Genomic DNA, 25,556 nt, shown 5'->3' with positions numbered 1-25,556 from the left:
AATGGAATACCGCCCGCTTGGCCGCACCGGCGTGCAGGTCAGCCCCCTCTGCCTCGGGGCCATGATGTTCGGCCCGTGGGGCAACGACGACCGGGCCGACGCCACCCGCATCATCCACCGCGCCCTCGACGCCGGCATCAACTTCATCGACACCGCGGACGTCTACTCCGGCGGAGCCTCGGAAGAGATCGTGGGTGCGGCGCTGCAGGGAAAGCGCGACGACGTCTTCCTGGCCACCAAGTTCTTCATGCCCATGGACGACAAGGACCCCAACCAGCGCGGCGGATCACGCCGCTGGATCATGCGCGAGGTGGAGAACTCGCTCCGCCGGCTGGGCACGGACTACATCGACCTCTACCAGGTGCACCGGCCCAGCCCGGACACCGACGTGGAGGAAACCCTCGGCGCCCTCACCGACCTGGTCCGCCAGGGCAAGGTCCGCTACATCGGCTCCTCGTCCTACTCCGGCTCGCAGATCGTGGAGGCGCAGTGGGCGTCCCGCGAGCGCAACATGGAGAGGTTCGTCACCGAGCAGCCGCCCTACTCCATCCTGGTCCGCGGCATCGAGGAGGACGTGCTTCCCACCGTCCAGCGCCACGGCATGGGCACCCTCACCTACAGCCCGCTGGCCGGCGGCTGGCTTTCCGGGCGGTGGCGGAAGGACTCGGCGTCCCGGCCTACCTCGTCGGCACGCCCCAGCGCCCGGTTCGACATGAGCCAGCCCGCCAACCAGCGCAAGCTGGACATCGTGGAGGAGCTGGCGCAGGTGGCCGAATGGGCCGGGGTCACGCTCATCGAGATGGCCATCGCGTTCGTCATCAACCATCCAGGCGTCACCTCGGCCATCGTGGGCCCGCGCACCATGGAGCAGCTGGAGTCCTACCTCCCCGCCGCGGACACCAGGCTGCCCCACGAGGTGCTCGACCGCATCGACCAACTGGTGGCCCCCGGCGTCACCGTCAACCCGGACGACAACAGCTACGGCGCCCACGAACTCACACCAAACGCACGACGGCGGCACGCGGCTTAGGCGCCGGGCGTAACCCTACGAAAGGAAAACCAATGGCAACATGGCTCATCACAGGCTGCTCTACCGGACTCGGCCGGGCACTCGCGGAGGCCGTGCTCGCATCCGGGCACAACGCCGTCGTCACCGCCCGGAACGCCGAAGCCGTCCAGGACATCACCGCCGGCTTCCCTGACACCTCACTGTCCCTCCCCCTCGACGTCACGGACAAGGCGCAGATCAGCGCGGCGGTGAAGCAGGCGGAGGAGAAGTTCGGCGGCATCGACGTGCTGGTGAACAACGCCGGCTATGGCTACCGGGCCGCCGTGGAGGAAGCTGACGACGCCGACATCCGCCGCCTGTTCGACACCAACTTTTTCGGCGCGGTGGACATGATCAAGGCAGTGGTGCCCGGGATGCGGGCCAGGAAGTCCGGTTCCATCCTCAACATCTCCTCGATCGGCGCCCGCATCACGCCGCCAGGCTCGGGGTACTACGCGGCCACCAAGGCGGCGCTGGAGGGCATGACCGGATCGCTTCGCAACGAGCTCAAGCCGCTGGGCATCAACGTCACCGCCATCGAACCCGGCGGCTTCCGCACGGATTTCGCCGGCCGCTCGCTTACGCAGTCCGCGACGGCGATCGGAGACTACGCGGACACCGCCGGCAAGCGCCGCAAGGAGCACGACACCGCGCACGGCAACCAGCCCGGCGACCCGGACAAGGCAGCCAGGGCGATTCTCGCCGTCGTCGAATCCCCCAACCCGCCGGGGCTGCTGCTCCTGGGGACGGACGCGTTCGGTGCCTTCGGCAAAGTGGCGGACGCGCAGCGCGCGGAACTGGAGCAGTGGGAGGAGCTGAGCACCAGCACCGACATCACGGACTGACCCCTCCGTGCGCTCCCGCCCACTTACTTTTCCCGCATCACCGTGGCACGCCGCGCACTCCGGCGCGCCGCGGACCTAAGAGCCGGGCCGCCGGAAGTAACTGGGCTGGAACGCACGCCGCGGGACCTCGGACCCTACCTCCCGCCCCGGCACGGGCCAAGAATCGGAAGTACCAACGAGGAGAGGCTCCGGCCATGATGTGGGGTTACGGACAAGGCGGCGGGTGGTGGCTCTGGGGCGTTCTGCTGCTGCTCGGGATAGCGCTGCTGGTCGTGCTGGCGGTGTGGGCGTTTGTCGGGGGCATTCGCGGCGGCGGTACCCGCGGCTGGCAGGGACACGGCAGGCCGCCGGCATCGACTGCCCGGCGGATCCTCGATGAGCGCTTCGCAAGGGGCGAACTCACAGCCGATCAGTACCGCGAACAGCTCAGGGTGCTCGGCGAGGGCCCGTAGTGCGCCCCATCAGCCGCCGGCAGGCACTGCTGCTGGGTGGCGTAGGGGCTGCCGCAACGGCGGCCGGCGGGGCGGGCCTCATCTGGTCGCTGTCCTCCCGGCCCGGCCCCACCGGCGGCGGCGAGCTGGTCCAGCCGGACGAACTGCGGAGCGACGCGGGCCAGCTGCAGGTGCGGCTCGAAGCCGCGCCCGCGCAGGTCCAGCTGGGCGGACGGCAGGTCTCAGCGCTTGGCTACAACGGCAGCGTCCCCGGTCCCACGCTTCGCCTGAAACCGGGCGACACCCTGAAGATCGGCCTGGCCAACAACCTGTCCCAGCCCACCAACCTGCACGTACATGGCCTCCACGTGTCCCCGGAGGGCAACGGCGACAACGTGTTCGTCGCCGTCGGCCCCGGCAGTACGTTCGATTACGAATACAGGCTCCCGGCCGGCCATCCGCCGGGGGTGTACTGGTACCACCCCCATCACCACGGCATGGTGGCCGACCAGATCTTCGCCGGGCTCTTCGGCGCGATCATCGTGGAGGACCCGGAGCCCATCGAGGCCAGCACGGAGCGGGTACTGGTGGTGTCGGACACCGCGGTGGACGGGCTGGGAAATATCCGCCCGGCCTCGGCCATGGACCGGATGGCGGGCCGGGAGGGCGACCTGCTCCTGGTCAACGGCCAGAGCAGTCCCCGGTTCAGTGCCCGTCCCGGGCAGCGGGAGCGGTGGCGCATCGTCAATGCCTGCGTGGCCCGGTACCTCCGGCTGCGGCTGGACGGCCAGCAACTGCAGCTGCTGGGCATGGACTCCGGCCGTTTCCAGGAACCGCGGCAGGTGGAAGAGCTCGTGCTCACCCCCGGTAACCGGGCGGACCTGCTGGTCACCACGGCAGCCGGCGAGTCCGTCCTGCGCGCCTTCCGGTACAACCGGGGAAACATGGGCGGGATGATGGGCCAGGGGCCGTTTGGCCCCCCGTTTGGACCCCCGTTTGGACCCACGGAGCAGGCCGACGGCGCTGCGCTGGCTTTGTTCCGCGTGTCCGGCGAAGCTGCCACTCCCCCGGGCGCACTCCCGGCCCAGGCCGCACCCGGGGACCTGAGGCTGGCAACGGTGGCGGCGCACCGGCAGATCAACCTGGCTGCAGGGATGGGAATGGGCGCGGCGGGCATGATGCGTTTCACCATCAACGGCAGGGAATTCGACCCGGCCCGCACCGACACCACCGCCGCGGCCGGGACGGTTGAGGAGTGGACGCTCACCAACTCCAGCACCATGGACCACCCCTTCCACCTGCACGTCTGGCCCATGCAGGTGATCCGGGACAACGGCGTCGACCTTTCCCTGCCTGACTGGCTCGACGTGGTGAACGTTCCTGCAAATGGACGGGTCACGGTCCGGGTGGCCTTCACGGATTTCCGCGGGCGCTCCGCGTACCACTGCCACATCCTGGACCACGAGGACCTCGGCATGATGGGTGCCATTGAGGTCCGCTGAAAACAGCTGCCGGCCCGGGCACCGCCAAGGCCGCAAAATCGAGTACTGGATACTCATGACATGGCCCGTTCCCGGTGCGAGAGTGGTTCCTAACGCTCCATCACGTCGCAAGAGGAACCAGCATGGCAGCAAAACGGCGTCGCTCAGGCAGCAAGGGCGGCGGCACTATCGGGTGCGCCCCCTTCCTCATCCTGATCGTCATCGCCCTCATCATCCAGTACTGGTGGGTCCTGCTCATCGCTGCGGGCCTGGTGGCAATGACGGTGGCCCTGGTCCGCACCGCGAATGCCCCGGCCCGTCCAGCCAGGGTGCCCCCACCCAAGCCGCAACCCGCCGTGGCTCCGCCTCCACCGGTCCTTAGCGGCGACGACCTGACAGCCCACGTGCGCGCCAAAAAACGGGCCGGCCGTGTACGGGACATGCAGGAGTGGGACTACGAGTGGATCCGGCTGAGCCACCCGGGGAAGAGCCTCCACGAAGTGAACGACATAGCGAACGCCCATTTCGCCAAGGGACGTTCCATCGGCATCGACGGGGAGGACCCGCCCGCCCCCTAGGTCCGCAATGTGCGTTCCTGCCCAGTTACTCTTCCCGCCCGGCTGCGGCGCGCCGTCAGAACCGGCGCGCCGTGGCTCCCACCCCGGGGAAGGCCGGAAGTAACCGGGCTGGACCGCACGCCGCGTTGGGCAACACTCTGTTGGGCAACACTCTCAGGACGGCAATGCGGTCAGGCTCAGCTGGGCCCGGTGGTGGCGGTAGTGCTTGGGCGCCCACTCCATGATGTCCCGGCGGTTCATCCAGGGGGCGAAGTAGGGATCCCACCGCGTCGGCATCGCCATGCCGCGCCCCAGCGCCCGGCTGTCCGCGCGGTCATACCAGGCCACGATGGTCCGCGTAGTCCGGTCCATCATGCCCAGCATGGCCCGTGGCGTCAGGACCTTGCCGCCGGCGGCGCTTCCGGCCCAGTTCACCCAGTTGTAGGGCCCGGCGCAGGCATCGAGGAGCCGGCTCCAGTTGCGCGACGCCGACGGCGGAAGGTGCGAGAACAGGCCGAGGAGGGGTATCCCGGCGAGCGCGATGTTCTGCCCCAGCGCCATGTGGAAGAGGAGCTGCCGGTTGGTCCACCGCGTCCCGGTGGACGGCCGGTCCAGTTCGTCATGCGGAACAGCCAGGATGATCTTCCGGAAGTCGTCCGCGATCCACAGCAGGTCCTCCCGCACGGAGTCCTTCCCGGAAGCGTCCACCAGAACCTCCTCTCATTGCCAGCCCCTTGAGACGGTTATACCCCAGCCGTTTCGCCCGTGCGCCCGTGCTGGAAGCCGGTGGCGAACCCGATCGTTACCGGCACCGGGCCAGGGCTTCCGCAGCACGTGTCCCCGGCGTCTTCGGCATCGGCGGGAATGCTGGTGGAGCAGACGCCGGTCTCCGGGAGTTCGAGTTCGACGGCGTCAGCGGCCTCGGCGTCTCCGGCCAGGGCGGCGGCGATGGACCGGACCTGTTCGTAGCCCGTGGCCATCAGGAACGTCGGTGCCCGGCCGTAGGACTTCATGCCGGCGAGGTAGAAGTCCTTTTCCGGGTGCTCGAGGATCCTGGCGCCGTGGGCGGGGACCGTTCCGCAGCTGTGGAAGTCGGGGTCGATGAGCGGGCCAAGGGCCTTGGGCGCGTCCACCGCGGGGTCCAGGTGCAGGCGCAGCTCCGAGAGCATGGCCAGGTCCGGGCGGAAGCCGGTGGCGGGAATGATGCGGTCCACCGCTACGGACCGGCCGTCCGCCGCGTGCACGGTGGCGGCGCCGCCCTGCACGTCGATGGAAGCGGTGTGGAAGTTGGTCAGGAGCTGGACGGCCCCGCTTTCGACGGCGGTGCGGAGCCGGGCGCCGAGCTGGCCGCGGGCAGGCAGCTGGTCGGCGTCCCCGCCGCCATATGCGCGGGCAGGGGAAGCGGCGCGGATGGCCCACAGGACCTCGGTTCCGGGGGTGGCGCGGGCAACCCGCGCCAGGTCCAGCACCATGTTCGCCGCCGAGTGCCCGGACCCGACAACCAGGGTGCGGCGGCCGGCGAACCCGTCCCCGGAAACGTCCGGCAGCGGGCCGGTAACCAGCCCGGCGGCACGGGCTTCCGCCTCCCCCGGAGCAGGCAGCCCCGAGGATCCCAGCGGCGCCGGGGTGGTCCAGGTTCCGGACGTATCGATGACGGCCCGCGCCGGGAGCTCGGTGACCTTCCCGCCGTCGTGCTCTATCCGCAGCAGGAACGGCGCCTGGTCCCGGCCCTGGCTGCGGCCCTTGTCCATGCCCTGCCGGGAAACGGCCACAACCTTGGCGCCGGTCCTGATCCGGCCCCGCAGCCCAGGCGTTGCCGCCAGGGGTTCCAGGTAGTCGGACACAATCTGGGAGCCGTAGGGCAGCGCGGTGGGCCGGGGCGCTTCCCAGCCGTTGCGCTCCAGCAGCCGCACGGCGGCGGCGTCGAGGTTGTACTTCCAAGTGGAGAACACCCTGACGTGGCCCCATTCGCGGATGGCAGCACCTACCGCTGGGCCGGCTTCGAGGATGAGGGGTTCAAGGCCGCGTTCAAGCAGGTGCGCGGCCGCGGCCAACCCCACCGGACCGGCGCCGATCACGGCAACGGGCAGGGATTCCTGTGGTGTCATCGCGTTCTCCGGTTCAGATCTGCGCGGGGATCAGGGAGGTGATCAGGGCTTCGACGCGGCCCTTGATCTGGTCGCGGATGGGCCGGACAGAGTCGACGCCCTTGCCGGCGGGGTCCTCCAGGACCCAGTCCTCGTACCGTTTGCCGGGGAAGTAGGGGCACTCGTCGCCGCAGCCCATGGTGATCACGACGTCCGAGTCCTGCACGGCTTCGGTGGTGAGGATCTTGGGAATTTCGGCGGACATGTCGATCCCCACCTCGGCCATGGCTTCGACGGCGGCGGGGTTGACCTTGTCCGCGGGCTGGGATCCGGCGGAGCGGACCTCGATGGCGCCCTTGGAAAGGGTGGTGAGGAACGCTGCAGCCATCTGGGAGCGGCCGGCATTGTGCACGCAGACGAACAGGACGGAGGGCTTGCGGCTCATGAGAGCACCTTTCGGTCGGCCGTGGCGACGGCGGGAGTTGCGATGGTTGGGTAAAGGAAACGGACCAGCACGTACCCGGCGGCGCCGCCGAGCAGCTGGGCCAGGATGAAGGCAGGGGCCGACGGCGGTGCGATGCCGGCGAAGGTGTCCGTGACGGTCCTGGCGATGGTCACCGCCGGGTTGGCGAAGCTGGTGGAGCTGGTGAACCAGTACGCGGCCGTAATGTAGCCGCCGACGGCAAACGCGACGCGGTCCGCCCTGCCGGACCGGACGGTGCCAAAGACAATGAGCAGCAGCCCGATCGTGGCGATGACCTCGCCCAGCCAGAGTCCCGCGCCGGTGCGCTGGTGGGTGGAAAACGTGACGGCGTCCAGGCCGAACATCAGGTTCGCGGCCACGGTACCGGCCAGGCCGCCGGCCAACTGCGCGGCCACCAGGCCCGCCGCCGTCCTGGTATCGATCATCCCCAGCGCACGCTCCACCAGGGTCACCACCGGATTGAACGACGCCGACACCGGCTGCAGTGCCAGGATCAGCGCCACCAGGGCGGCACCCGTGGCGAGGCTGTTCTGCAGAAGCTGCAGCCCGGCGTCGTCCGGGGACAGCCGGGACGCCATGACACCGGAGCCGACCACCGCCATGACCAGGAAGGCGGTGCCGAAGAATTCCGCCGCCGAGCGGCGGCCCAGCAGACTCACGCGGCCTGTCCCCCGATCAGGGCCGCCAGGTTCTGCAGCGCCTCGGTCCGGGCGCGGTAGTAGACCCAGACGCCCCGCTTCTCCCGGTCCAGCAAACCCACCTCGTGCAGGATCTTCAGGTGGTGGCTGATGGTGGGCTGGGACAGCTCGAAGGCGTCGTTCAGGTCGCAGACGCAGGCCTCGCCGCCCTCATGCGAGGCCACCATGGACATCAGCCGCAGCCGCACCGGGTCCGCCAATGCCTTCAGCAGCGGGGCGATTCCTTCGGCATCCGGCAGGGACAGGGGCTCCCGCGCCAGCGGCGAACAGCAGGCGACCGCCTGGACCGGGGTGAGTTCCAAAGACATAGACATATGTAAATATTTACACTTATCTATGTCTCCCGCAAGAGCCCTCCTTGCTGCCGCGTCATGGACTCCGCATAGGATGGCCCCTAGAGCAACTGGCCGCGAAGGAAGGGTGCCCCATGATCGAAATCCTGAACGCCGCCGAAGTGGAGCGCGCACGGGAGACCGGCGCCCTGGTGGCGGACATCCTGCAGGCCATGAAGAGCCGCGCGGCGGTGGGCACCAACCTGCTGGAGATCGACCAGTGGACCAAGGAGATGATCGCCGAAGCCGGGGCCGGGTCCTGCTATGTGGACTACGCGCCGTCCTTTGGCCGGGGCCCGTTCGGCCACTACATCTGCACGGGCGTCAACGATGCCGTGCTGCACGGGCTCCCCCACGACTACGCGCTGGCCGACGGCGACCTGCTGACGCTGGACCTCGCCGTCGTCAAGAACGGGGTTGCCGCGGACGCCGCCATCAGCTTTCTCGTGGGCGAATCACGGCCCGCGGAGAGCGTGGCGATGATCGAAGCAACCCAGCGGGCACTCGCCGCGGGGATCGCCGCCGCCGGTCCGAATGCCAAGATCGGCGACATCTCGTACGCCATCGGCCGCGTCCTCACCGACGCCGGCTACCGCATCAACACCCAGTTCGGCGGCCACGGCATCGGCTCCACCATGCACCAGGACCCGCACGTGCCCAACATGGGCCGCCCCGGCCGCGGCTTCAAGCTCCGGCCCGGGCTGCTCCTGGCGCTGGAGCCGTGGATCATGGCTGACACCGCCGAGCTTGTCACGGACGACGACGGGTGGACGCTCCGGAGCGCCACCGGCTGCAGGACGGCACACACCGAGCACACCATCGCCATCACTGCCGACGGCGCCGAGATCCTGACCCTGCCCAGCCGCTAGCTATTCCGTCCCGGCCACGGTGCTGCGGCGTTCCAGGAGCAGGGTGTCCTGCCAGTGCCCGGCCTTGGGGCCCTGGCTGATGCGGGCGATCCGTTCCCGGGTTCCCACCACCCGGAAACCGAGCTTACGGTGCAGCGCCAGGCTGGCCGTGTTTTCGGGGAAGACACTGGACTGGATGGTCCAGATCCCCGCGGCTTCAGTGGAGTCAACCAGGGCGGTCAGCAGCAGCCGGCCCACACCCCTGCCCTGGATTGCCGGGTCCACGTAGATGGAGTGTTCGACGACGCCGCGGTACACCTCCCGCGACGAAACCCGGGACACCGCGGCCCATCCCATGACCCGGCCCGCGTCCTCGGCGATGAGCCGGTGCTCACGCAACCGCACGGCGTCGAACGCTTCCCAGGTGGGCGGCTCACTCTCGAAGGTGGCCTCCCCCGTGGCGATGCCGGCGGCATAGATGGCGTGGACGGCCTCCCAGTCTTCCGGGCACATCGGACGGATTCTCACGGGACTGGTCATGGGCCCATTATGGCCGACGCCCCTGGTCCGCCCGGCCAGCCAGCTGCGTAAAGAATCCGTCAATTAACAGCACCTGCTGCCCCGCCCGCGCCGTTCCGGTCCTTTGATGAATGCATCAGAAGCAGGGAGTGCAGATGCGTTGGGATGAGGCACCTGAGAACCGCGGCAGGGTGCGGTTCGCCGCCGCGGCCGAATCCGTGGAGGGCTACGGCGGCCGCGGGCTGAACGGCCGCGCCCTGCATCCAGCCGCCGGCTACCTTTTCCCCGACCGGTACGGCGAGGGGTGGTGGGTCATCTTCCAGCCCTCGCCCGACCAAGGCGGCCAGGGGCACAAGGTCCCCGGCGACATCCTCGCCTGCAACGACTCCTACGGCGACATGGTGCGCGTCCTGGTGCTGGCGAGAAGCGTGTGGGAGGACGACGCCGAGGCGGCCTTCCGCGCGAACGCCCCGGTCAGCCTGGCGGACGCAGCGCGGGTGGCCGCCACGGTTGCGCACGTGGCCGCCCCGGCGGCACCCAGCCCCGCGGAGGCGCCGGCCCCGCGGCCCCCGGTCAGCCCACGTGGACCCAGGGCCGCTGGGTGACGTCCGGTACGGCTTCGCGGAGCACCTCGCGGGTCACCGGCGCAATCTCCCCTTCGCCCAGGAACAGGAACCGCACCAGGTTGGTGATCGGGTTGCCTTCGGTCCAGCGGAAGTAGATGTGCGGCATGAGCCCGGTGACGTCCCGAATGTGCAGCAGGACCGAGGCGATGGTGTTGGGGACCACCGGCCCGTGGACTTCGAGGATGTGGTAGCCGTGCCGGTTCACGCCGCGCACATGGAGTTCGGTTTCGAAGTCCGAAGAGTCATCCACCACCACCTCAAGGAACAGGGCCTCGCCCTCCAGCGGGAGGTGGCTGACCTCCACGGCCGATTCGAGCTTGTCGCGGTACGCCTGGGCAGACATCCGCAGCGGCTCGTGGGCGATGATCGCGATGGGCCCCTCCAGCGTGCTGGACATGAACTCCAGGGCCTGCTGGTCCAGGTGCACCCGGGTTGCGTGCAGTTCAAAGGAGCGGCGCACCCTGGAGAGCAGTGAGATGACGATGATGCCGAGGATGAAGATCCCGGCGATCCTGATGCCTTCGGGGCGTTCGAAGATGTTGGCAACGGTGGTGTAGGCGAACACCACGGTGATGGCACCGAAGCCCCAGGTCAGGTTCCGCTGGCCACGCCGGCGCGCCGAGAGTGTCACGGCCACGGCGGCGGAGGTCATCAGCACCAGGACGCCGGTGGCGTATGCACCGCCCTGCGCGTCGACGTCGGCCTCGAAGATGAACGTGATCAGGAAGCCGATCAGGGTGAAGACCAGCACCAGCGGCCGGACCGCCTTGGCCCAGCCCGGCGCCATGCCGTAGCGCGGGAGGTACCTCGGGACCAGGTTCAGCAGGCCGGCCATGGCCGAAGCGCCGGCGAACCAGAGGATGGCGATGGTGCTGATGTCGTAGACGCTGCCGAACCCGACGCCGAGGTATTCGTGTGCGAGGTAGGCCAGGGCGCGGCCGTTCGCCTGGCCGCCGGGCTGGAATTCCTGTTCCGGGATGAGGACAACGGTGATGAAGCTGGTGGTCAACAGGAAGCCGCTCATGATCACCGCGGCGGAGGTGAGCATGCGCCGGGCACCCCGGATGCGGCCCTGCGGATGATGTTCGGTATCGTCCGCCGCTCCCCGGACCTGCGGCATCACCGCGACGCCGGTTTCGAAGCCGGACAGGCCCAGGGCCAGTTTGGGGAACACGAGCAGCGCGATGGCCACGGCCATCAGGGGGTCGCCGTGGGATGTCCAGAGGTTCGTCCACCAGTCCCCCATGGCCGCCGGGTGCGCCAGGACCTGCATAAGGGTGGCCACCACCACCACGGCGTTCAGGCCTAGGTAGAGGACCACCAGGAAGACGGCGACGCCGATCGCTTCCCGGAAGCCGCGCAGGAACACTGCGGCCAGCAACGCAAGCAGGATGAGCGTGACGGGGACGTTCTGGTCCTGCAGCCATCCGGGAGCCACGGGGTTGTGGATCAGGTGCGCGGTGGCGTCGGCCGCCGAGAGGGTCATGGTGATCATGAAGTCCGTGGCGGCGAACCCGAGCAGGACCAGCACCAGGAGCTTGCCTCCCCAACGGGGCAGCAGCCGTTCAAGCATGGCGATGGAGCCTTCGCCGCGGGGGCTTTCGCCGGCAACCCTGCGGTAGACCGGCAGGGCGCCCAGCAGGGTCACCGCCACCAGCACCAGGGTGGCCAGCGGCGAGATGACGCCGGCGGCCAGCGCGGCGATGGCCGGCTGGTAGCCCAGGGTGGAGAAATAGTCCACGCCCGTCAGGCACATGACCTGCCACCAGGGATGCTTCTTTTCGTGCTGGGTGGGCACGCCGCCGGGGCCGGGGTGGGCACCCTTGCTGTCCTGCAGCCCGAACAGCAGCCAGTCCTTCAGCGCCTCCCTGCCATGCGGGTGGGGCGCGGACGGATCCGCCGGGGGCCTGCTCAACGTGGTCATGTCTGCCTTTCCGCGCTGCCCTTTGCACCGCGACCACTGCGAAGCTAGCACCGGCCAAAACGGCTGCCCCGCGGAAAGGGCCTTTATTGACGAATCCTTTACGCGTGATTTACGACGGCGGCCCGGGCCTTCCGCCGCACGTCAGGGCTCGAAGCGGTAGCCCATGCCGGCTTCCGTGAGCAGGTGCCGGGGCCGGGCCGGGTCCGCCTCCAGCTTGCGGCGCAGTTGCCCCATATAGACGCGCAGGTAATGGGTTTCGTTGTCGTAGCCCGGCCCCCAGATTTTCGCCAGCATCTGCTGCTGGGTGATCAGCCGTCCCGGGTTGCGCACCAGCAGCTGGAGGATGGCCCACTCCCGCGGGGTGAGCCGGACCGGGGCTCCCCCTCGGGTCACCTTGCGGTTGGCCAGGTCCACTTCGAAGTCGCCCACGTCGATGGCGGGCATGTCCTCCCCCACCTCCGGCGTGCCGCTGCGGCGACCGGCGACGCGGAGGCGGGCGAGAAGTTCGTCGAGCCCGAACGGCTTGGTCACGTAGTCGTCCGCGCCGGCGTCCAGGGCCCGCACCTTGTCCACGGACCCGTGCCGGGCGGAGAGCACGATGATCGGCGTGCTGCTGGTGCGGCGGATCCGGGTGATTACGTCCACACCGTTGATGTCCGGCAGGCCGAGGTCCAGGACGATGGCATCCGGGTGGCCGCCCTCCGCGTGCTTGAGCGCACTCGTCCCGTCCAGCGCGGTGAGCACCTGGTACCCCTCCGCCTGAAGGTTGACCTGCAGGGCGCGCAGCAGCTGCGGCTCGTCGTCGACGATCAGGATGGTTCTCATACGGTGCTGCTGCCTGCTTCCCGGCGGAGGGTGGACACTGCCGGTCCGGTGGAGAGCGGCAGGCGGATCACCATGGTAAGCCCGCCGCCCGGAGTGGGTTCGGCCAGCAACTGGCCGCCCATGGCCTCGGTGAAGCCTTTCGCGACGGCAAGGCCCAGCCCCATGCCGAGCCCTTCCGGCGCATCGTCGAGCCGCTGGAACGGCTGGAAGATGCCCTCGACGGCGGCAGCGGACACACCCTGCCCGTGGTCGACGATGCGCAGCTCGCCAAAGGGAGTCCCGCCGTCGGCCGCTGCGTGCGACGCACCGGAGACGCCTACGATGACGACGTCCGACCCCGGCGCGTATTTCAGCGCGTTTTCCACGATGTTGGCGATGACCCGCTCCAGCATCCCCACGTCGGCATCCACCACCGGCATGTTGGGGGCGAGCTCAACCCGGATGCGGTCCGCCGGGAGGCCGCGCAGCGCGTCCTCGATGGCATCGCGCCAGGTGACCGGGCCCGTCAGCGGCGCCGTCGAACCGCTGGAAATCCGGGACATGTCCAAAAGGTTGGAGATCAGGGCGTCCAGCCGCTCCGTGTAGGACTCGATGGTGGCGAGCATCTCGGCCTGCACCTCCGCCGGCAGCTTGCGGCCCTGGCGCCGCAGGGCCGTCACGGCCAGCTTTATCCCGGCCAGCGGGGTGCGCAGGTCATGGCTGACGGCCCGGAGGATGGAGGTGCGCACGCTGTTGCCCTCGGCCAGTTTCGTGGTGCTTTGCAGCGTGCGCTGCAGGGCATGGCGCTGCAGCAGCAGGAGCAGGTGGGCTCCGTGCGCCGTGAGGAGGAGCCGGTCGCCCGCCGTCAGGGTCCGGCCGGAGAGGACCAGCGCCGTGCGCGGGTCTGCCAGTTCCACGCTGTCCGCCATGGCTGCCGCATCCGGAGGGGCTGGCGGCCGGTCCCCCGAGAAGGCCTGGAGCTCCCAGCCGCCTTCACTGTCTCCCGGCCTGGTGAAAAGGCCTGCAGAGGAAACCTGGAACGTCTCCCGGACCTTGGCCACGAAGGCCGCGACGGTGTCGTCGGCGAGGAGGGCGTCGTTTGCCAGGTCCGCAAGGGTGGCGGCTTCGGCGCGTGCCCGGGCCGCGGCGCTGGCACGCCGGGCGGACAGGCCCACCACGAGCGACACCGCCACCGCCGCGCTGAGGAAGACCAGCAGCGCGAAGACGTTCTGCGGATCGCTGATGTTGAACGTTCCCACCGGGTCGGTCTGGAAGTAGTTGAGCAGCAGCGAACCCAGGACCGCCGCCAGCACCGCCGGCCACAGGCCGCCGATGAACGCCACCGCCATTACCCCCGTGATGTGGACGAGCGCGTGCGTGGCGAGATTGAGTTCCGGGCTGGCGGACATGGCTGCCGTCAGCAAGACCGGAAGGACCACGGCCAGGATGAAGCCGGCCGTGGTCCGGGCACGGCTGAGCGCGGCGGGTGCCGGCCGGGGCAGGCCGCGGCCGGCCTGCGGATGGGACACGATGTGCACGTCGATGTCACCGGATCCCCGCACCACTTTGGCGCCGACGCCGGCACCGAGGACCCGGCTCCACAGCCCGCCGGGCGAGGCGCCGATCACGATTTGTGTGGCGTTGACGCTGCGGGCGAATTCCAGGAGTGAATCCGCCGGGTCCTCCCCGGACACGGTGTGGCTGGTGCCCCCGAGGCCGGTGACCAGGCGGCGCTGGGCTTCCAATGCCTGGACGGACTCGGCGGCGCCCGTATCGGCACGGCGCACATGGACGGCGAGGAGGTCGCCGCCGTTGACGCGTGACAGGATCCGGGACGCCCGCCGGATAAGCACATCCCCCTCGGGCCCTCCATTGAGTCCCACGACCACCCGTTCCCGGGCTGGCCACGTTGCCGTGATCCCCTGGCTTTCGCGGTAGGTGGCCAGCCCTTCATCCACCCGGTCCGCCAGCCAGATCAGGGCGACCTCGCGCAGCGCAATAAGGTTGCCCAGGCGGAACTCGTTGGCCAGGGCGGCGTCAATCCTGTCCTTCGGGAAGATCTTTCCCTCGGCCGCCCTCTGGCGCAGGAGGTCCGGGGAGATGTCCACCAACTCGATATGGTCCGCCCGGCGCACGATGCCGTCCGGGACCGTATCCCCGCCCGGTTCCCCGGTGATGGCGGCGACCGCATCCTGCAGCGAGGCCAGGTGCTTGACACTAAGGGTGGAGAGCACGTCCGTCCCGGCCGCCAGGAGTTCCTCGATGTCCTGCCACCGGTGTTCGTTCCGGCTGCCCGGGGCGTTGACGTGGGCGTATTCATCGACGACGGCAACGTCCGGGCGCCGCTCCAGCACCGCCGCAACGTCGAGCTCGGGTACCTCCGCCCCGGCGGCGTCCCGCACGAGGCGCGGCGCCACGGCGTCGAGCCCTTCCAGGAGCTGCCGGGTGTCCTGCCTGCCGTAGTCCGCGGCGATGCCGATGGCCACATCCCTGCCGCCGGCCAGCAGCTGGTGGGCTTCCTGCAGCATGGCGTAGGTGGTGCCCGCCCCGGTGGCGGCCCCCAGGAAGATCCGAAGCGTTCCCCGTGCCATACCCACAGTCTTATCCCGTTCGGCCACCCGGACAAACCCGCCCCCGAACGGGCTGTTCACTGAACGCAGCGTGGCCGCACATAGGGGAAGCCCCACCAGCAATGCTGAAGGGGCTTCGACTGTTTTGATTCCGTTATGACGAACATCATCTCCCGAACTTGCGGGAATCCCGGTGCTTCCTGCCTCGTCACCGGCAGACCACCGTGGATCAGATCCATGGTGCGTTCCAGGGTTCCCTGTTTGTTCGTTCCCGTCCTTCTTTCGAAGAACGTATTAACAGTGGTACGCCGGATTTTCCGGGGATGCAAGAGGGTTTTTAAACTCAGAACCTGCAGGTACCTTCGCGATCTCGCTAAGAGAAGGCTCGGACATTCGCATGTCCTGAACAACCCGGCGTCATCTGATGGTTACCTGCAGGCGGTTTAATTCTACGTCCCATCCGCCGCGTGCAACAGGGGCACTTATGCCTTGGAATGGACTACCAGCACAGGACACTGCGCGTGGTTGACCACCTGGGTGGAGACCGAGCCCAGGCGCAGCCCGGGGAATCCTCCGTGCCCCCTGGAGCCAACGATGACAAGACCCGCATCCTTGGATGCGTCGAGGATCGCGGAAGCAGGCGAGTGGGTTTTAACCAGCTGCGCCGTTGCCGTGACGCCCCCATCTGCAGCGGATTGCAGCGCCTCGGCCTGGAGCAGCCGGGCGGCCTGCTCCGGAGACTCCTCGGTGACTATTTCGCCTGCCGCCGTTTCCAGGACCGCGGGGTACCACGCCAGCTGGGGTTTGTCCCAGGCCGTGATGAGGCGGAGTTGGCCGTGGCGCCGGCGGGCCTCATCCATGGCCCAGTCCAGTGCTGCGCGGGAATGCTCGGACCCGTCAAAGCCAACGACTATCAGGAACGAATCGGTGCTGGTCATGGTCTTCCCTTTCGCTGGCAAGACTACGGCACGTTTTCCGCGCGCCGGCAGGGGCGAAAGCCCCTCTTTTCGGGACGGCACCTCCGGATCCAGCCCGTCTGCGAACCATCCGGCAGGAGGGTCTTTTGTCTCTATCCGCCCCGCCTGCACGGGTATTAACTGGACTGGCACCGGTCCCGACGAGGGCCTTCGCCTACATCGAATGCGGAGAATCTGTCATGTCTGATCTGCTCAAACGGTCCCCGTTCGCAACCACCCGGTGGACCTCCCCCTTCAACACCATATTGCGGTCCCCGGCGGAGCTGCTGGACTCCATGGAACGCATGTTCGACTCCGCAGCCGGCCCTGTCCCCATCCGGGTCGAAGAGTACGTCGATGGTAAAACCCTGGTGGTCCGCGCCGAGATGCCCGGCGTTGATCCGGACAAAGACATTGCAGTCACCATGGACGACGGGTTCCTGCGGATCCGCGCCGAACGCCAGGAAAAAGAAGAACACAAGGACAAAGGCAGCTACCGGTCAGAGTTCCGTTACGGATCCTTCAGCCGCAACATCCCGCTTCCCGACGGGGTCAAGGAAGAAGACATCAAGGCCACCTATACCAACGGCGTCCTGGAAGTCCGCGCCCCGCTGCCCAGCGAAGCCCAGCCCGCCGAACCAAAGAAACTTCCCATCAGCCGCGGCTGATCTGGCCAGTCCCGTCCGGCACCTTTGACATCCCGCGCGGATTGCCGCGCTGCCGAAACCGCAGTGTGTAAGGAGCGGCCATGAGGGAACAGCATCCTGCCACACTGCGGTTTCTTGGCGCAGCGGACACGGTGACGGGTTCCAGGTACCTGATCCAGTCGCAGGGCCACCGGATCCTCATCGAGTGCGGGCTGTTCCAGGGCTATAAGAACCTCCGGGACCGTAACCGCGTGCCGTTCCAGATCAGTCCGGCCAACATTGACGCCGTAGTCCTCACCCACGCCCATCTGGACCACAGCGGATACATCCCCGCACTGGTTCGGGACGGTTTCCGCGGGCCCGTCTACGCGACGCCGGGCACCGCGGAACTGTGCACGCTGCTGCTTCCTGACAGCGGCTACCTCCAGGAGGAGGAAGCCCGCTACGCAGACCACAAGGCGTCATCAACCCATCATCCGCCCCTGCCGCTCTACACCGCGGAGGACGCCGTCCGGTCACTCGACAGTTTCAAGACCCTGGACTTCGACTCCCCCTTTCCGCTGCCCGGGGGCATAGAAGCAACGTTCCTCCCTGCCGGCCACATCCTCGGCGCGGCGCAAATACACCTCCAAGTCGCCGGCCGGACCATCCACTTCACCGGCGACCTTGGACGGGCCGATGACCCCCTGATGTTCCCGCCCCGGGCCCTGGAACGGGTCAATGTGCTGGTCGCTGAGTCCACGTACGGCAACCGGACCCATCCGGTTGGCGACCCCGAAGCCGAACTCGGCAGCATCATCACCCGGGTGGCAAAACGGCACGGTGTCATCATGATCGCCGCCTTCGCCGTCGGCCGCGCCGAAACGGTGCTGCTGCACCTCTCGCGGCTTCTCGCCAAACACGCAATCCCCCCGATCCCTGTCTTCCTGAACAGCCCCATGGCCATCGACGCATCCGACATGTACCAGCGCCACCGCGAGGAACACAGGCTCCAGGAGCACGAGTTCAAGGCCCTGTACAAAGTGGCCACCCCTGTCCGCAGTGCCGACCAATCCAAGCTGCTCAACCTCCGCGGCGGGCCCATGATCATCATTTCCGCGAGCGGCATGCTCACCGGCGGCCGCATCCTGCATCACCTCGCGGCGTACGGGCCGGACCGGCGCAACGCGATCATCCTCAGCGGATACCAGGCCGGGGGAACCAGGGGCGCCTCCCTCGCCGCAGGCGCAAAAGAGCTCCGCATCTACGGGCAGGACATCAGCATCGAGGCCGAGGTCATCCAGATGGAAGGGCTGTCCGCGCACGCCGACTCGGACGAACTGATCCAGTGGATGAAGACCGCCCCTGCCGCCCCGGCCATGACCTACGTAACGCATGGAGAAGCCGACGCCTCCGACGCCCTGAGGGCGCGCATCAAACGCCAGCTCGGGTGGAAAGCCCGCGTCCCCGAGCACTTGGAAACCATCTCCCTCGAAAACCCGCACTGAAGAAACCCCCGAAGGGGCGCCGGCGGGAATTAGCCCGCCGGCTTCAATGCCGTCCGCCAGGCCGCCGCTCCCCTGATGGCGCTGAAAGTCCAGGTGGCAGTGCCAGTGGCGCCGGCCGTCGCCTGCAGCACGTCCGCCTGATCGGCGATCTGGCCGCCTGCCGACTGCCAGCGCTGGATCCAGCCGCTGGGCGGGGAGAACACCGGCGAGGCGCAGTCGCAGATGATCGTGCTGATCTGCATGGCCCCGTTGGTGGCCGTGGTGATGCTGCCCACCGTGAGGCTCGACTTCGTCCAGCTGGTGTCCGTAGCCGTGGCCACGGTGCTGTCCAGTGGCGTGGCGTTGTTGACGCCCCGGTAGGCCGTGATGCCGCCGCCCCACTTCACGGAGGTGTTGAACGTCCACGTGTAGCTCGCCGGGTCGGAGGCGCCCACCACGTGGTAGTAGCTGAACAGTCGCGCCCCGGTGCTGACCGAGAGCCCGCTGACGATGGGCGTCCACCCGGCGGGAGGGGTCATCGCGGGGTTCAAGTCGGCCGCAACGGAGGCCACCAGCACGTCGCCTGCGGCGGTGCCGGCCGGGACCGGCAGCGGAGCCGTGAGCGTGGCCGTCCCCGAGTAGGTAGTGCTGGAGTTCACCACCGTGATGCCTCCGGTGGCCGGCGGCGGCGTGGTGGCGCTGACGGTGATGGTGGCGCTGGCGGTGCTGGACCCGGTGCTGTTGCCGGCCGTCAGCGTGGCCGTGTAGGTGCCGGCCGCGGCGTAGCTGTGGGTGGGGTTCTGCACGGTGGAGGTGCCGCCGTCGCCAAACGCCCAGCTCCATGAGGTGGGCGAGCCGGTGGAGGTGTCCGTGAACACTACGTCCAGGGGCGCCGTGCCCGAGGTGGGTGTGGCGGTAAAGGAAGCGGCGGGGGCCGCCGGCGGCGGCGTGGCCGTGCCGAGCGGGCGGTCCGAGAACCAGTACCGCTTGGCCACATGGTCGCTGGCAAGCACTACCAGCCCGGTGGAGCTGTCCACGCTCTGCTTGGTGGTGGTGGCGTTGTTCATGTTGGACGACGAGGCGCTCTGGATGATGGGCGTGCCCCGGCCGGACCCGAAAACGGGGTTGTCCATGGATGCTGTCTTCTCATAGATCGCGCCCGCCGCCCCCGAGTAGGAGCACCCCGTGACAGAGGTGGGCGGCGCCGTCTGGAAGGCGTGGACCATGTTGTTCTGCGTGTCCAGCAGGATCTGCGGGCGCGTGACGCAGTCGCCGGCCACGGAGATGGTGGACTGGGTAAAGGCGGCGGTGCCCGGCTTGAACACCAGGAGCACCAGCTGCGGGACGGTGGGGTCCGGGGAATAATCGTTCAGGCTGGTTTTCACCGCGGCGAACACGCGCCCAGCGGTGTCCGACTGCAGGGATTTGAGGTTGAGGTGGTCGTCGGCCTGGCCTTTCCCGCGCATGGCCGGCTGCAGCTGCCAGTTCGAGTCGGCCGCTTTGCCGTCCGGATGCGTGGCCCACCAGACGGTATTGGCGAGGTGGTCGCTCCACATGACGCCGATCTGGTTGTGGTTGAAAGCCACGACGGCGGAAATATCGTCGGGGGCCGGATGCGGGCTGGCCACCGGGAGCACGAACGGCGCGTCCCAGGTGGCCCCGGCGTCGGCGGAGTGGTTGACATAGACCGTGTTCGTGTAGCCGGAGGTGGAGTTGCCGGCCACCTGGGTCCAGGTTGCCCAGATGCCTCCTAGCGAGTCCTGGTCAATGGTCATGGATTCGCTCGAGTTGTTGGTGACCGTGGTGGGGAAACCTGGATCGAGGGCGTAGGAACCGCCGCTGTAGCTGTACCGGTAGAGCTTCGCGGGCTGTCCGGACTGGGAGGGGTTCGGGGTTCCGTCCCCCGTCACGGTCACCACGTGGGACGCGATGTACAACTTGCTGCCGTCCCAGAGGACATCGGCAAGGGTGTTCGCGCGGGTGTCATTGACGATTCCGGTGTTGACCCACGTCTCCGTGGAGCGGTCCAGGCGGTAGATGTTCCAGCCCGTCCCCGTGGTCCACATGTCCGCCCACCAGGACCCGGCATTGAACCACAGTTTGCTCTGCGGCTTGTCCGATGTGGGCGGGTTGCTGACCCCCGAGTAGGCGATGCTCTGTGTGCCGTAGACCGGGTCCGCCTCAGCCCGGCCGGGAGCGCTTAGGACGGCGCCGGCCAGGACCAGGAGCAGGACCAGGAACTGGCTGGCACGGGTGGACGGGGTGGTTTTCATCGCGCAACTCCTGGGCACAATCGCTTGCGGCACCCTGTCCGCCGTCACCGGACGGGCCATTACTTCCACCCATTTACGCGCAAGCGTAGGCCCGGTTTTAACGTAGAGGCAATGCCCGCCCGGTACTCGACTTTTAAAGCAGCCACTACTCCCGCGGCCCCGGCCTCTCCGGGCGCCCTGCCTGCTGCACTACTCTGGGGGCTGTGCAAGAACCGCTGAAAGCCGCGTCCGGAAGTACCCGCAGCAGAAACCTCCCCCGGCTCCCCGAAAGTGGCGGCGGAAGCGCCCTGAGCCGCGTGCTGCTGCATCCGGTGCGGCTGGTGCCCCTGGCATTCCTGACCGTGATCCTCGTCGGCGCCGGGCTGTTGATGCTCCCCGCCGCACGCACCAACCCGGGGCCGGACCCGCTGCTGCCCGCCCTGTTCACCTCCGTTTCCGCCGTCTGCGTGACTGGCCTGACCACCGTGGACACCGCGACGTTCTGGACCCCCTTCGGCCAGGCCGTCATCATGGGGCTGATCCAGGTGGGCGGCTTCGGCATCATGACCCTGGCTACGCTGCTGGCGTTGCTGGTGCGGAAAACCATCGGCCTGCGCGGGCAGCTGATCGCCCAGTCCGAGACCCATACCCTGAACTTCGGGGACGTCCGCTCGGTGCTGTTCGGCGTCGCCCGGATCATGCTGTTGTTCGAAGCCGGCACCGCCCTCGTCCTCACGGTCCGGTTCTGGATCACCTACGACCACAACCCCGTCAGTGCCCTGTGGCACGGCGCCTTCCATGCCGTGTCTGCGTTCAACAACGCCGGCTTCGCCCTTTACAGCGACAACCTGATCAGCGTTGCCGGCGACCCCTGGATCATCGTCCCCATCTGCGCTGCCATCGTGGCCGGCGGCCTGGGTTTTCCCGTACTTATTTCGTTGATCCGCGGCGGCGTCCGGGTGAAGGACTGGACGGTCCACATGCGCCTGACCATCTACGGAAGCCTCTTCCTCCTCGTCGCCGGCGCGGTGCTGTTCGCCGCGTTTGAGTGGAACAGGGAACAGACCCTGGGCGCGATGCCGGCTGGCGGCAAGATCCTGGCCACGCTGGCTGGCACGGTCTTCCCCCGCACGGCAGGCTTCAACAGCATCGACTACGGAGCCGCATCGCCGGAGACCCTGCTGGTGACCGACATCCTGATGTTCATCGGCGGCGGCAGCGCCGGAACCGCCGGCGGCATCAAGATCACCACTTTCCTGGTGCTGTTCTTCGCGATCTGGAACGAGGTCCGCGGCCGGGACCACGTGACCATTGCGCACCGGTCCATCAGCTCGCCTTCCCAGCGGCAGGCCCTGTCCGTTGCACTCCTCGGCGTGGCCGCAGTGATGGCCGGCACCCTGCTGCTGCTCATGTTCACTGACCTGCCCCTGGACAAGGTGCTGTTCGAGAGCATCTCGGCATTCGCCACGGTGGGCCTGAGCACCGGAATCACCCCCGGCCTTCCCCCGAACGCCCAGTGGGTGCTGATGGTGCTGATGTTTACTGGGCGCATTGGAACCATCACGGTGGCTTCCGCCCTGGCGCTCTCCTCACGTCCCCGCCTCTACCAGCTCCCGGAAGAGCGCCCGGTCATCGGATAGCTGCTGGCGGTTTGAGGGCACGACGGCGGTGCCCCGCCCTGGCTTGCCATGGTCGCCATGGGCGGGGCTGGTTTAGGCGGCCGCTCAGCCCTGCTTGACGAGGGCCGCCTCGAGGTTGATCTTGACCTTGTCGCTGACCAGCACGCCGCCGGCCTCCAGCGCAGCGTTCCAGGTCAGGCCGAACGCCTTGCGGCTGATTTCGGTCTCGGCGGAGAACCCGGCACGCGTGGCGCCGAACGGGTCCACGGCAACACCGGTGAACTCGACCTCGAGCTCCACGGGCCGGGTCACCCCCTTGATGGTCAGGTCACCGGTGAGGGTGTATTCCTCCCCGTCCCCTTCGATGTGCGTGCCGCGGAACGTCATTTCCGGGTAGTGTTCGACGTCGAAAAAGTCGGCTCCGCGCACGTGGGCGTCCCGGTTGGCGTCCCCGGAGTCGAAGCTCGCCGTCGACACCGTCGCATGCAGGGAGGAGTCGGCCAGCGACTGGCCCACCCGGGCCTCGGCCTGGGCCTCCTTGAACCGGCCCCGCACCTTGCTGATCCCGGCATGGCGGACACTGAAGCCAATCTCGCTGTGCGCCATGTCCAAGGTCCATGTTCCCGGCGTTAGTTCCTTCGGAAGGGTCATTGCCATACTCCTCACTGGTAGGTCCGCAGGCTCCGCTGCCCGCTAACGGCGCAAAGTCTGCGCGGCACCTAAATATTCCCCATCAAGCCCGCATTTCAACCACAAAACATGAACCAGAGACCCGCATTTGGGCGTATACATAAGCGTGGCTCTTCGACTGCTGACTGCACTGGCCCTGTTCATCGACGCCGGGGTCCACCTCTTCCTGGCGCCCGGCTACAACAACGCCCCGCCCGGAGGCATCAGCCAGGGCACGCTGTTCCTGCTCGAAGCGGCAGCGGCGCTGGTGGTCGGCATCTATGTCCTGGTCCGCGGCAGCAGGGCCGCCTACGCCTTGGCATTGCTGGTGGCGGCAAGCGCGTTCGCCGCCGTCATGCTCTACTACTTCGTGGACATTCCGGCCATCGGGCCCATCCCGGCCATGTACGACCCCGTTTGGTTCTTCTCCAAGACCCTCAGCGCGGTCGCCGAAGGAATCGGGACCCTCCTGGCCATCGCGGGCCTGGTCCGTACGGCACCCCGGCGCCGGGGCGCCGTCGTCGAGCGTCCGACGCCGCGTCCCGGCACGTGAGGCCATCCTTCGGGCCCTGGGGTGGGCTGATGGCCGCGGCCGGGTGCCGTTGTTAGCATGCGGAAGGGAGGTGGCACATGGACAGCGCAGCTGAACGGGCCGTGCCGGACACGCTGGTTGCCGTTGCCGTGTTCGGGGTTTCGGCGCTGTGGCTTTCGTCCCTGTCCTCCCCGGCGCTGGGGTTGCAGTTGGCGGGGCTGTGCGCGGGCGCCTTGGTGGCCGGAGCCGCCGTCGCCTCTCTCCTGCGGCGCATCCCGCGCTTCTCCACGCCGGCGGACCGGGTGACCTTGGCACGCGCCCTCCTCGCCGCCCTTTGCGCCGTGCTGGCGGTGCCGCAACTGCTCACCGGCCGCCCACCGGACCTCCTTCTCGTGGTCCTGGGCGGCGTGGCCTTCCTGCTCGATGCGCTCGACGGGCCGGTCGCGCGGCGCACCGGAACGGCATCGGCGGCAGGTGCCCGCTTCGACGCCGCCACAGACGCTGCCCTGGTCCTCGTCCTGTCCACGGCGGCGGCCGGCGTCGTGGGTCCCTGGACCCTGGTGACCGGGGCCATGTATTACGCCTTCGTGGCCGCCGGGTTCTTCCGGCCGCACCTGCGCGCACCGCTGCCGCCCAGCGCCGCACGAAAGGCGATCGGGGCCTTCCAGCCGTTCGCCCTGCTCGTTGCCTTGCTGCCCGGCATCCCCGTAGCCGCCGCAACCGCCGTCGCAGCGGCGGCCCTCGCGCTGCTCACGTATTCGTTCGGCCGCGACACCTTCCTGCTGGAACAGCGCCGCCGCACGGGGCCCGTGGAATCGGTGCGCATCCGGACCGATTCGCCGTAGCTGCAGTACGCTGGCGCTGTGAAGCAGCCCACCGTGCTCATCTCCGGCGCAGGCATTGCCGGACCCACACTGGCGTTCTGGCTGGCGCGCCACGGGTTCCGGCCCACCGTGGTGGAACGGGTACAGGTTTTGCGCTCCAGCGGCAACCCCGTGGACGTCCATGGACCGGCCACGGACATCGCCCGCCGGATGGGCATCCTGCCGCAGCTTAGCGAGGTGGCAACGAACGCTCCGGGCCTGACGTTCGTAACACCCTCCGGGCAAAGGCTTGGCCCGTTCCGGCTGGGCCGCCCCCGCGGTGACGACGTAGAGGTGCCCCGGGCAGACCTGGCAGCGGTACTGTGCGGCGCGGCGGCGGACGACACCGAGTTCCTCTTTGGGGATTCGGTTGCCGCACTGGACGCGGATCAAGCCGGCGTAGACGTCTCGTTCGAACATGCCACCCCGCGCCGCTTCGACCTGGTGGTCGGAGCTGACGGTCTGCACTCCACCGTGCGCAGCCTCGCATTCGGCCCGGAGTCCACCTTTGTCCGCCCGCTCGGGCTCTATATCGCGACGTTCTCCCTGGCGCGCCCGGCCGATGATCCGGCAACGGTGGTCATGTACAACCGGCCGGGATTGTCACTTACGGTCCACCCCGTCCGCGGAACCGCCGGCGCCGGCTTCATCTTCCGCGGCCCGGGCAACCCCGGTTTGGGGAGTCCGGGCACGGCTTACCGCGACCCCGCGTCCCAGCGCGCCCTCATCCTCAGCGCCTACGGGCGTTACGACTGGCCGGTCCCCGAACTGCCCGACCTGCGCGGGCAGGTGGAAGGCGCCGGGGACCTGTACTTTGACGTTGTCAGCCGGGTCGCCGTGCCGAACTGGTCACAGGGGCGCGTGGCCCTGCTTGGTGACGCGGCCTCCTGTGTGTCCCTGTTCGGCGATGGATCCAGCCTTGCCATGGTGGGTGCCGCCACACTCGCCGAATCGCTGGCCGGATCCCCCGGAAACGTCCCCGCCGCCCTGCGCCGCTACGAATCGCAGCACCGCAAGCTGGTGCATTCCCGGGAACGCGGTTATCGTGCCGGGGCCGCGCTTCTCGTGCCGGCATCGCCGCGGGGACTGGCCGTCCGCAACGCCGCCGTCCGCCTGCTGCCCCGCTAAAGCAACCAGCAGGTGGTGGTGCCCGCCGTCGTACTTTTTCCTCGAACGCCTTCCTTTCCTGCGGGCGATCAGTTCACTGCAACCTCTCCTGCCCGTAGCTAGCGGGCTTCTGGTACACCCCGGCAGTTCGCAGTCCGGCCTCCACGCGCAGAAGACACGGCGAAATCCGG

General features: G+C 68.4%; 25 protein-coding genes. 13 read left to right on the top strand and 12 right to left on the bottom strand.

Annotated elements, in window-relative coordinates:
• Window position 1 precedes the first annotated feature (1 nt).
• The 5 genes from K4G53_RS13630 (at window position 2) to K4G53_RS13610 (ending at window position 4,383) form a co-directional block, all read left to right on the top strand.
• The gene (locus K4G53_RS13630; RefSeq protein WP_221386227.1) at window positions 2–1,030 is read left to right on the top strand and encodes an aldo/keto reductase; all 1,029 of its coding nucleotides are present in this window, start codon (window positions 2–4) and stop codon (window positions 1,028–1,030) included.
• A 32-nt stretch (window positions 1,031–1,062) separates the two neighbouring features.
• Window positions 1,063–1,893, top strand: a complete 831-nt coding sequence (locus K4G53_RS13625) for an oxidoreductase (protein ID WP_221386226.1) — start codon at window positions 1,063–1,065, stop codon at window positions 1,891–1,893.
• Between the two features lie 194 nt (window positions 1,894–2,087).
• Window positions 2,088–2,345 carry an SHOCT domain-containing protein gene (locus K4G53_RS13620; RefSeq protein ID WP_221386225.1) on the top strand — a complete coding sequence of 86 codons (258 nt, stop codon included), beginning with the start codon at window positions 2,088–2,090 and terminating at the stop codon, window positions 2,343–2,345.
• Window positions 2,345–3,826: a multicopper oxidase family protein gene (locus tag K4G53_RS13615; RefSeq protein ID WP_221386224.1), complete on the top strand. Its 1,482-nt coding sequence runs from the start codon at window positions 2,345–2,347 to the stop codon at window positions 3,824–3,826. The genes K4G53_RS13620 and K4G53_RS13615 overlap by 1 nt, the downstream gene beginning before the upstream one ends.
• Before the next feature lie 122 nt (window positions 3,827–3,948).
• Window positions 3,949–4,383: a hypothetical protein gene (locus K4G53_RS13610; protein WP_221386223.1), complete on the top strand. Its 435-nt coding sequence runs from the start codon at window positions 3,949–3,951 to the stop codon at window positions 4,381–4,383.
• A gap of 153 nt (window positions 4,384–4,536) precedes the next feature.
• Here K4G53_RS13610 and K4G53_RS13605 read toward each other — a convergent pair whose 3' ends face one another.
• The 5 genes from K4G53_RS13605 to K4G53_RS13585 are packed head-to-tail and all read right to left on the bottom strand — an operon-like array spanning window position 4,537 to window position 7,939.
• The gene (locus K4G53_RS13605) at window positions 4,537–5,070 is read right to left on the bottom strand and encodes a DinB family protein (RefSeq protein WP_221386222.1); all 534 of its coding nucleotides are present in this window, start codon (window positions 5,068–5,070) and stop codon (window positions 4,537–4,539) included.
• A 35-nt stretch (window positions 5,071–5,105) separates the two neighbouring features.
• Window positions 5,106–6,470, bottom strand: coding sequence for an FAD-dependent oxidoreductase (locus K4G53_RS13600; protein WP_221386221.1), 1,365 nt, complete (start codon window positions 6,468–6,470; stop codon window positions 5,106–5,108).
• Window positions 6,471–6,483: 13 nt separating this feature from the next.
• Window positions 6,484–6,894 carry an arsenate reductase ArsC gene (locus K4G53_RS13595; RefSeq protein WP_221386220.1) on the bottom strand — a complete coding sequence of 137 codons (411 nt, stop codon included), beginning with the start codon at window positions 6,892–6,894 and terminating at the stop codon, window positions 6,484–6,486.
• The gene (locus K4G53_RS13590; RefSeq protein ID WP_221386219.1) at window positions 6,891–7,592 is read right to left on the bottom strand and encodes an aquaporin; all 702 of its coding nucleotides are present in this window, start codon (window positions 7,590–7,592) and stop codon (window positions 6,891–6,893) included. The genes K4G53_RS13595 and K4G53_RS13590 overlap by 4 nt, the downstream gene beginning before the upstream one ends.
• Entirely contained in the window at window positions 7,589–7,939 is a 351-nt protein-coding gene (locus tag K4G53_RS13585; protein WP_221386917.1) for a metalloregulator ArsR/SmtB family transcription factor, read from the bottom strand. The genes K4G53_RS13590 and K4G53_RS13585 overlap by 4 nt, the downstream gene beginning before the upstream one ends.
• A gap of 119 nt (window positions 7,940–8,058) precedes the next feature.
• On the opposite strand from K4G53_RS13585, the gene map reads away from it, so the two are divergent.
• The gene (gene map / locus K4G53_RS13580) at window positions 8,059–8,832 is read left to right on the top strand and encodes a type I methionyl aminopeptidase (RefSeq protein WP_221386218.1); all 774 of its coding nucleotides are present in this window, start codon (window positions 8,059–8,061) and stop codon (window positions 8,830–8,832) included.
• On the opposite strand, the gene K4G53_RS13575 is transcribed toward map, so the two are convergent.
• Window positions 8,833–9,351, bottom strand: a complete 519-nt coding sequence (locus K4G53_RS13575) for a GNAT family N-acetyltransferase (protein WP_221386217.1) — start codon at window positions 9,349–9,351, stop codon at window positions 8,833–8,835.
• Between the two features lie 134 nt (window positions 9,352–9,485).
• Between K4G53_RS13575 and K4G53_RS13570 the strand changes: the two genes are divergently transcribed.
• Window positions 9,486–9,935 carry a hypothetical protein gene (locus K4G53_RS13570; protein ID WP_260323599.1) on the top strand — a complete coding sequence of 150 codons (450 nt, stop codon included), beginning with the start codon at window positions 9,486–9,488 and terminating at the stop codon, window positions 9,933–9,935.
• Here K4G53_RS13570 and K4G53_RS13565 read toward each other — a convergent pair.
• The 4 genes from K4G53_RS13565 to K4G53_RS13550 form a co-directional block, all read right to left on the bottom strand.
• Window positions 9,904–11,880, bottom strand: coding sequence for an amino acid transporter (locus tag K4G53_RS13565; RefSeq protein ID WP_221386216.1), 1,977 nt, complete (start codon window positions 11,878–11,880; stop codon window positions 9,904–9,906). The two genes, K4G53_RS13570 and K4G53_RS13565, sit on opposite strands and share 32 nt — an antisense overlap.
• 141 nt (window positions 11,881–12,021) lie before the next feature.
• On the bottom strand, window positions 12,022–12,705 hold the full coding sequence (locus K4G53_RS13560; RefSeq protein WP_221386215.1) for a response regulator: 684 nt from the start codon (window positions 12,703–12,705) through the stop codon (window positions 12,022–12,024).
• Window positions 12,702–15,275, bottom strand: a complete 2,574-nt coding sequence (locus tag K4G53_RS13555; RefSeq protein WP_221386214.1) for a DUF4118 domain-containing protein — start codon at window positions 15,273–15,275, stop codon at window positions 12,702–12,704. The genes K4G53_RS13560 and K4G53_RS13555 overlap by 4 nt, the downstream gene beginning before the upstream one ends.
• 461 nt (window positions 15,276–15,736) lie before the next feature.
• On the bottom strand, window positions 15,737–16,192 hold the full coding sequence (locus tag K4G53_RS13550; protein ID WP_221386213.1) for a universal stress protein: 456 nt from the start codon (window positions 16,190–16,192) through the stop codon (window positions 15,737–15,739).
• A gap of 218 nt (window positions 16,193–16,410) precedes the next feature.
• On the opposite strand from K4G53_RS13550, the gene K4G53_RS13545 reads away from it, so the two are divergent.
• Window positions 16,411–16,878 (top strand): Hsp20/alpha crystallin family protein, encoded by a 468-nt coding sequence (locus K4G53_RS13545; protein ID WP_221386212.1) that lies wholly within the window; start codon window positions 16,411–16,413, stop codon window positions 16,876–16,878.
• An 80-nt stretch (window positions 16,879–16,958) separates the two neighbouring features.
• Window positions 16,959–18,344 carry an MBL fold metallo-hydrolase RNA specificity domain-containing protein gene (locus tag K4G53_RS13540; RefSeq protein ID WP_221386211.1) on the top strand — a complete coding sequence of 462 codons (1,386 nt, stop codon included), beginning with the start codon at window positions 16,959–16,961 and terminating at the stop codon, window positions 18,342–18,344.
• A 29-nt stretch (window positions 18,345–18,373) separates the two neighbouring features.
• Here the strand turns inward: K4G53_RS13540 and K4G53_RS13535 are convergent, their stop codons facing one another.
• Window positions 18,374–20,596 (bottom strand): PKD domain-containing protein, encoded by a 2,223-nt coding sequence (locus tag K4G53_RS13535; RefSeq protein WP_221386210.1) that lies wholly within the window; start codon window positions 20,594–20,596, stop codon window positions 18,374–18,376.
• A 296-nt stretch (window positions 20,597–20,892) separates the two neighbouring features.
• Here K4G53_RS13535 and K4G53_RS13530 point away from each other — a divergent pair, with 296 nt between their 5' ends.
• Window positions 20,893–22,215: a TrkH family potassium uptake protein gene (locus K4G53_RS13530; RefSeq protein WP_374226173.1), complete on the top strand. Its 1,323-nt coding sequence runs from the start codon at window positions 20,893–20,895 to the stop codon at window positions 22,213–22,215.
• 84 nt (window positions 22,216–22,299) lie between these two features.
• On the opposite strand, the gene K4G53_RS13525 is transcribed toward K4G53_RS13530, so the two are convergent.
• A complete protein-coding gene (locus K4G53_RS13525; RefSeq protein WP_221386209.1) occupies window positions 22,300–22,845 on the bottom strand; it encodes a YceI family protein in 546 nt (181 codons plus the stop codon).
• A gap of 145 nt (window positions 22,846–22,990) precedes the next feature.
• Here K4G53_RS13525 and K4G53_RS13520 point away from each other — a divergent pair, with 145 nt between their 5' ends.
• The 3 genes from K4G53_RS13520 (at window position 22,991) to K4G53_RS13510 (ending at window position 25,386) form a co-directional block, all read left to right on the top strand.
• Window positions 22,991–23,416, top strand: coding sequence for a hypothetical protein (locus tag K4G53_RS13520; RefSeq protein ID WP_308287885.1), 426 nt, complete (start codon window positions 22,991–22,993; stop codon window positions 23,414–23,416).
• Between the two features lie 77 nt (window positions 23,417–23,493).
• Window positions 23,494–24,240 (top strand): CDP-alcohol phosphatidyltransferase family protein, encoded by a 747-nt coding sequence (locus tag K4G53_RS13515; protein ID WP_221386208.1) that lies wholly within the window; start codon window positions 23,494–23,496, stop codon window positions 24,238–24,240.
• An 18-nt stretch (window positions 24,241–24,258) separates the two neighbouring features.
• Window positions 24,259–25,386, top strand: a complete 1,128-nt coding sequence (locus K4G53_RS13510; protein ID WP_221386207.1) for an FAD-dependent monooxygenase — start codon at window positions 24,259–24,261, stop codon at window positions 25,384–25,386.
• The last annotated feature ends 170 nt before the right edge of the window (window positions 25,387–25,556 follow it).

It is taken from the genome of Arthrobacter sp. MAHUQ-56, assembly GCF_019710585.1.
GTDB lineage: Bacteria > Actinomycetota > Actinomycetes > Actinomycetales > Micrococcaceae > Arthrobacter.
Note: the sequence above shows the minus strand (reverse complement) of the source record. Positions and strands in the feature narration are given on the sequence as shown.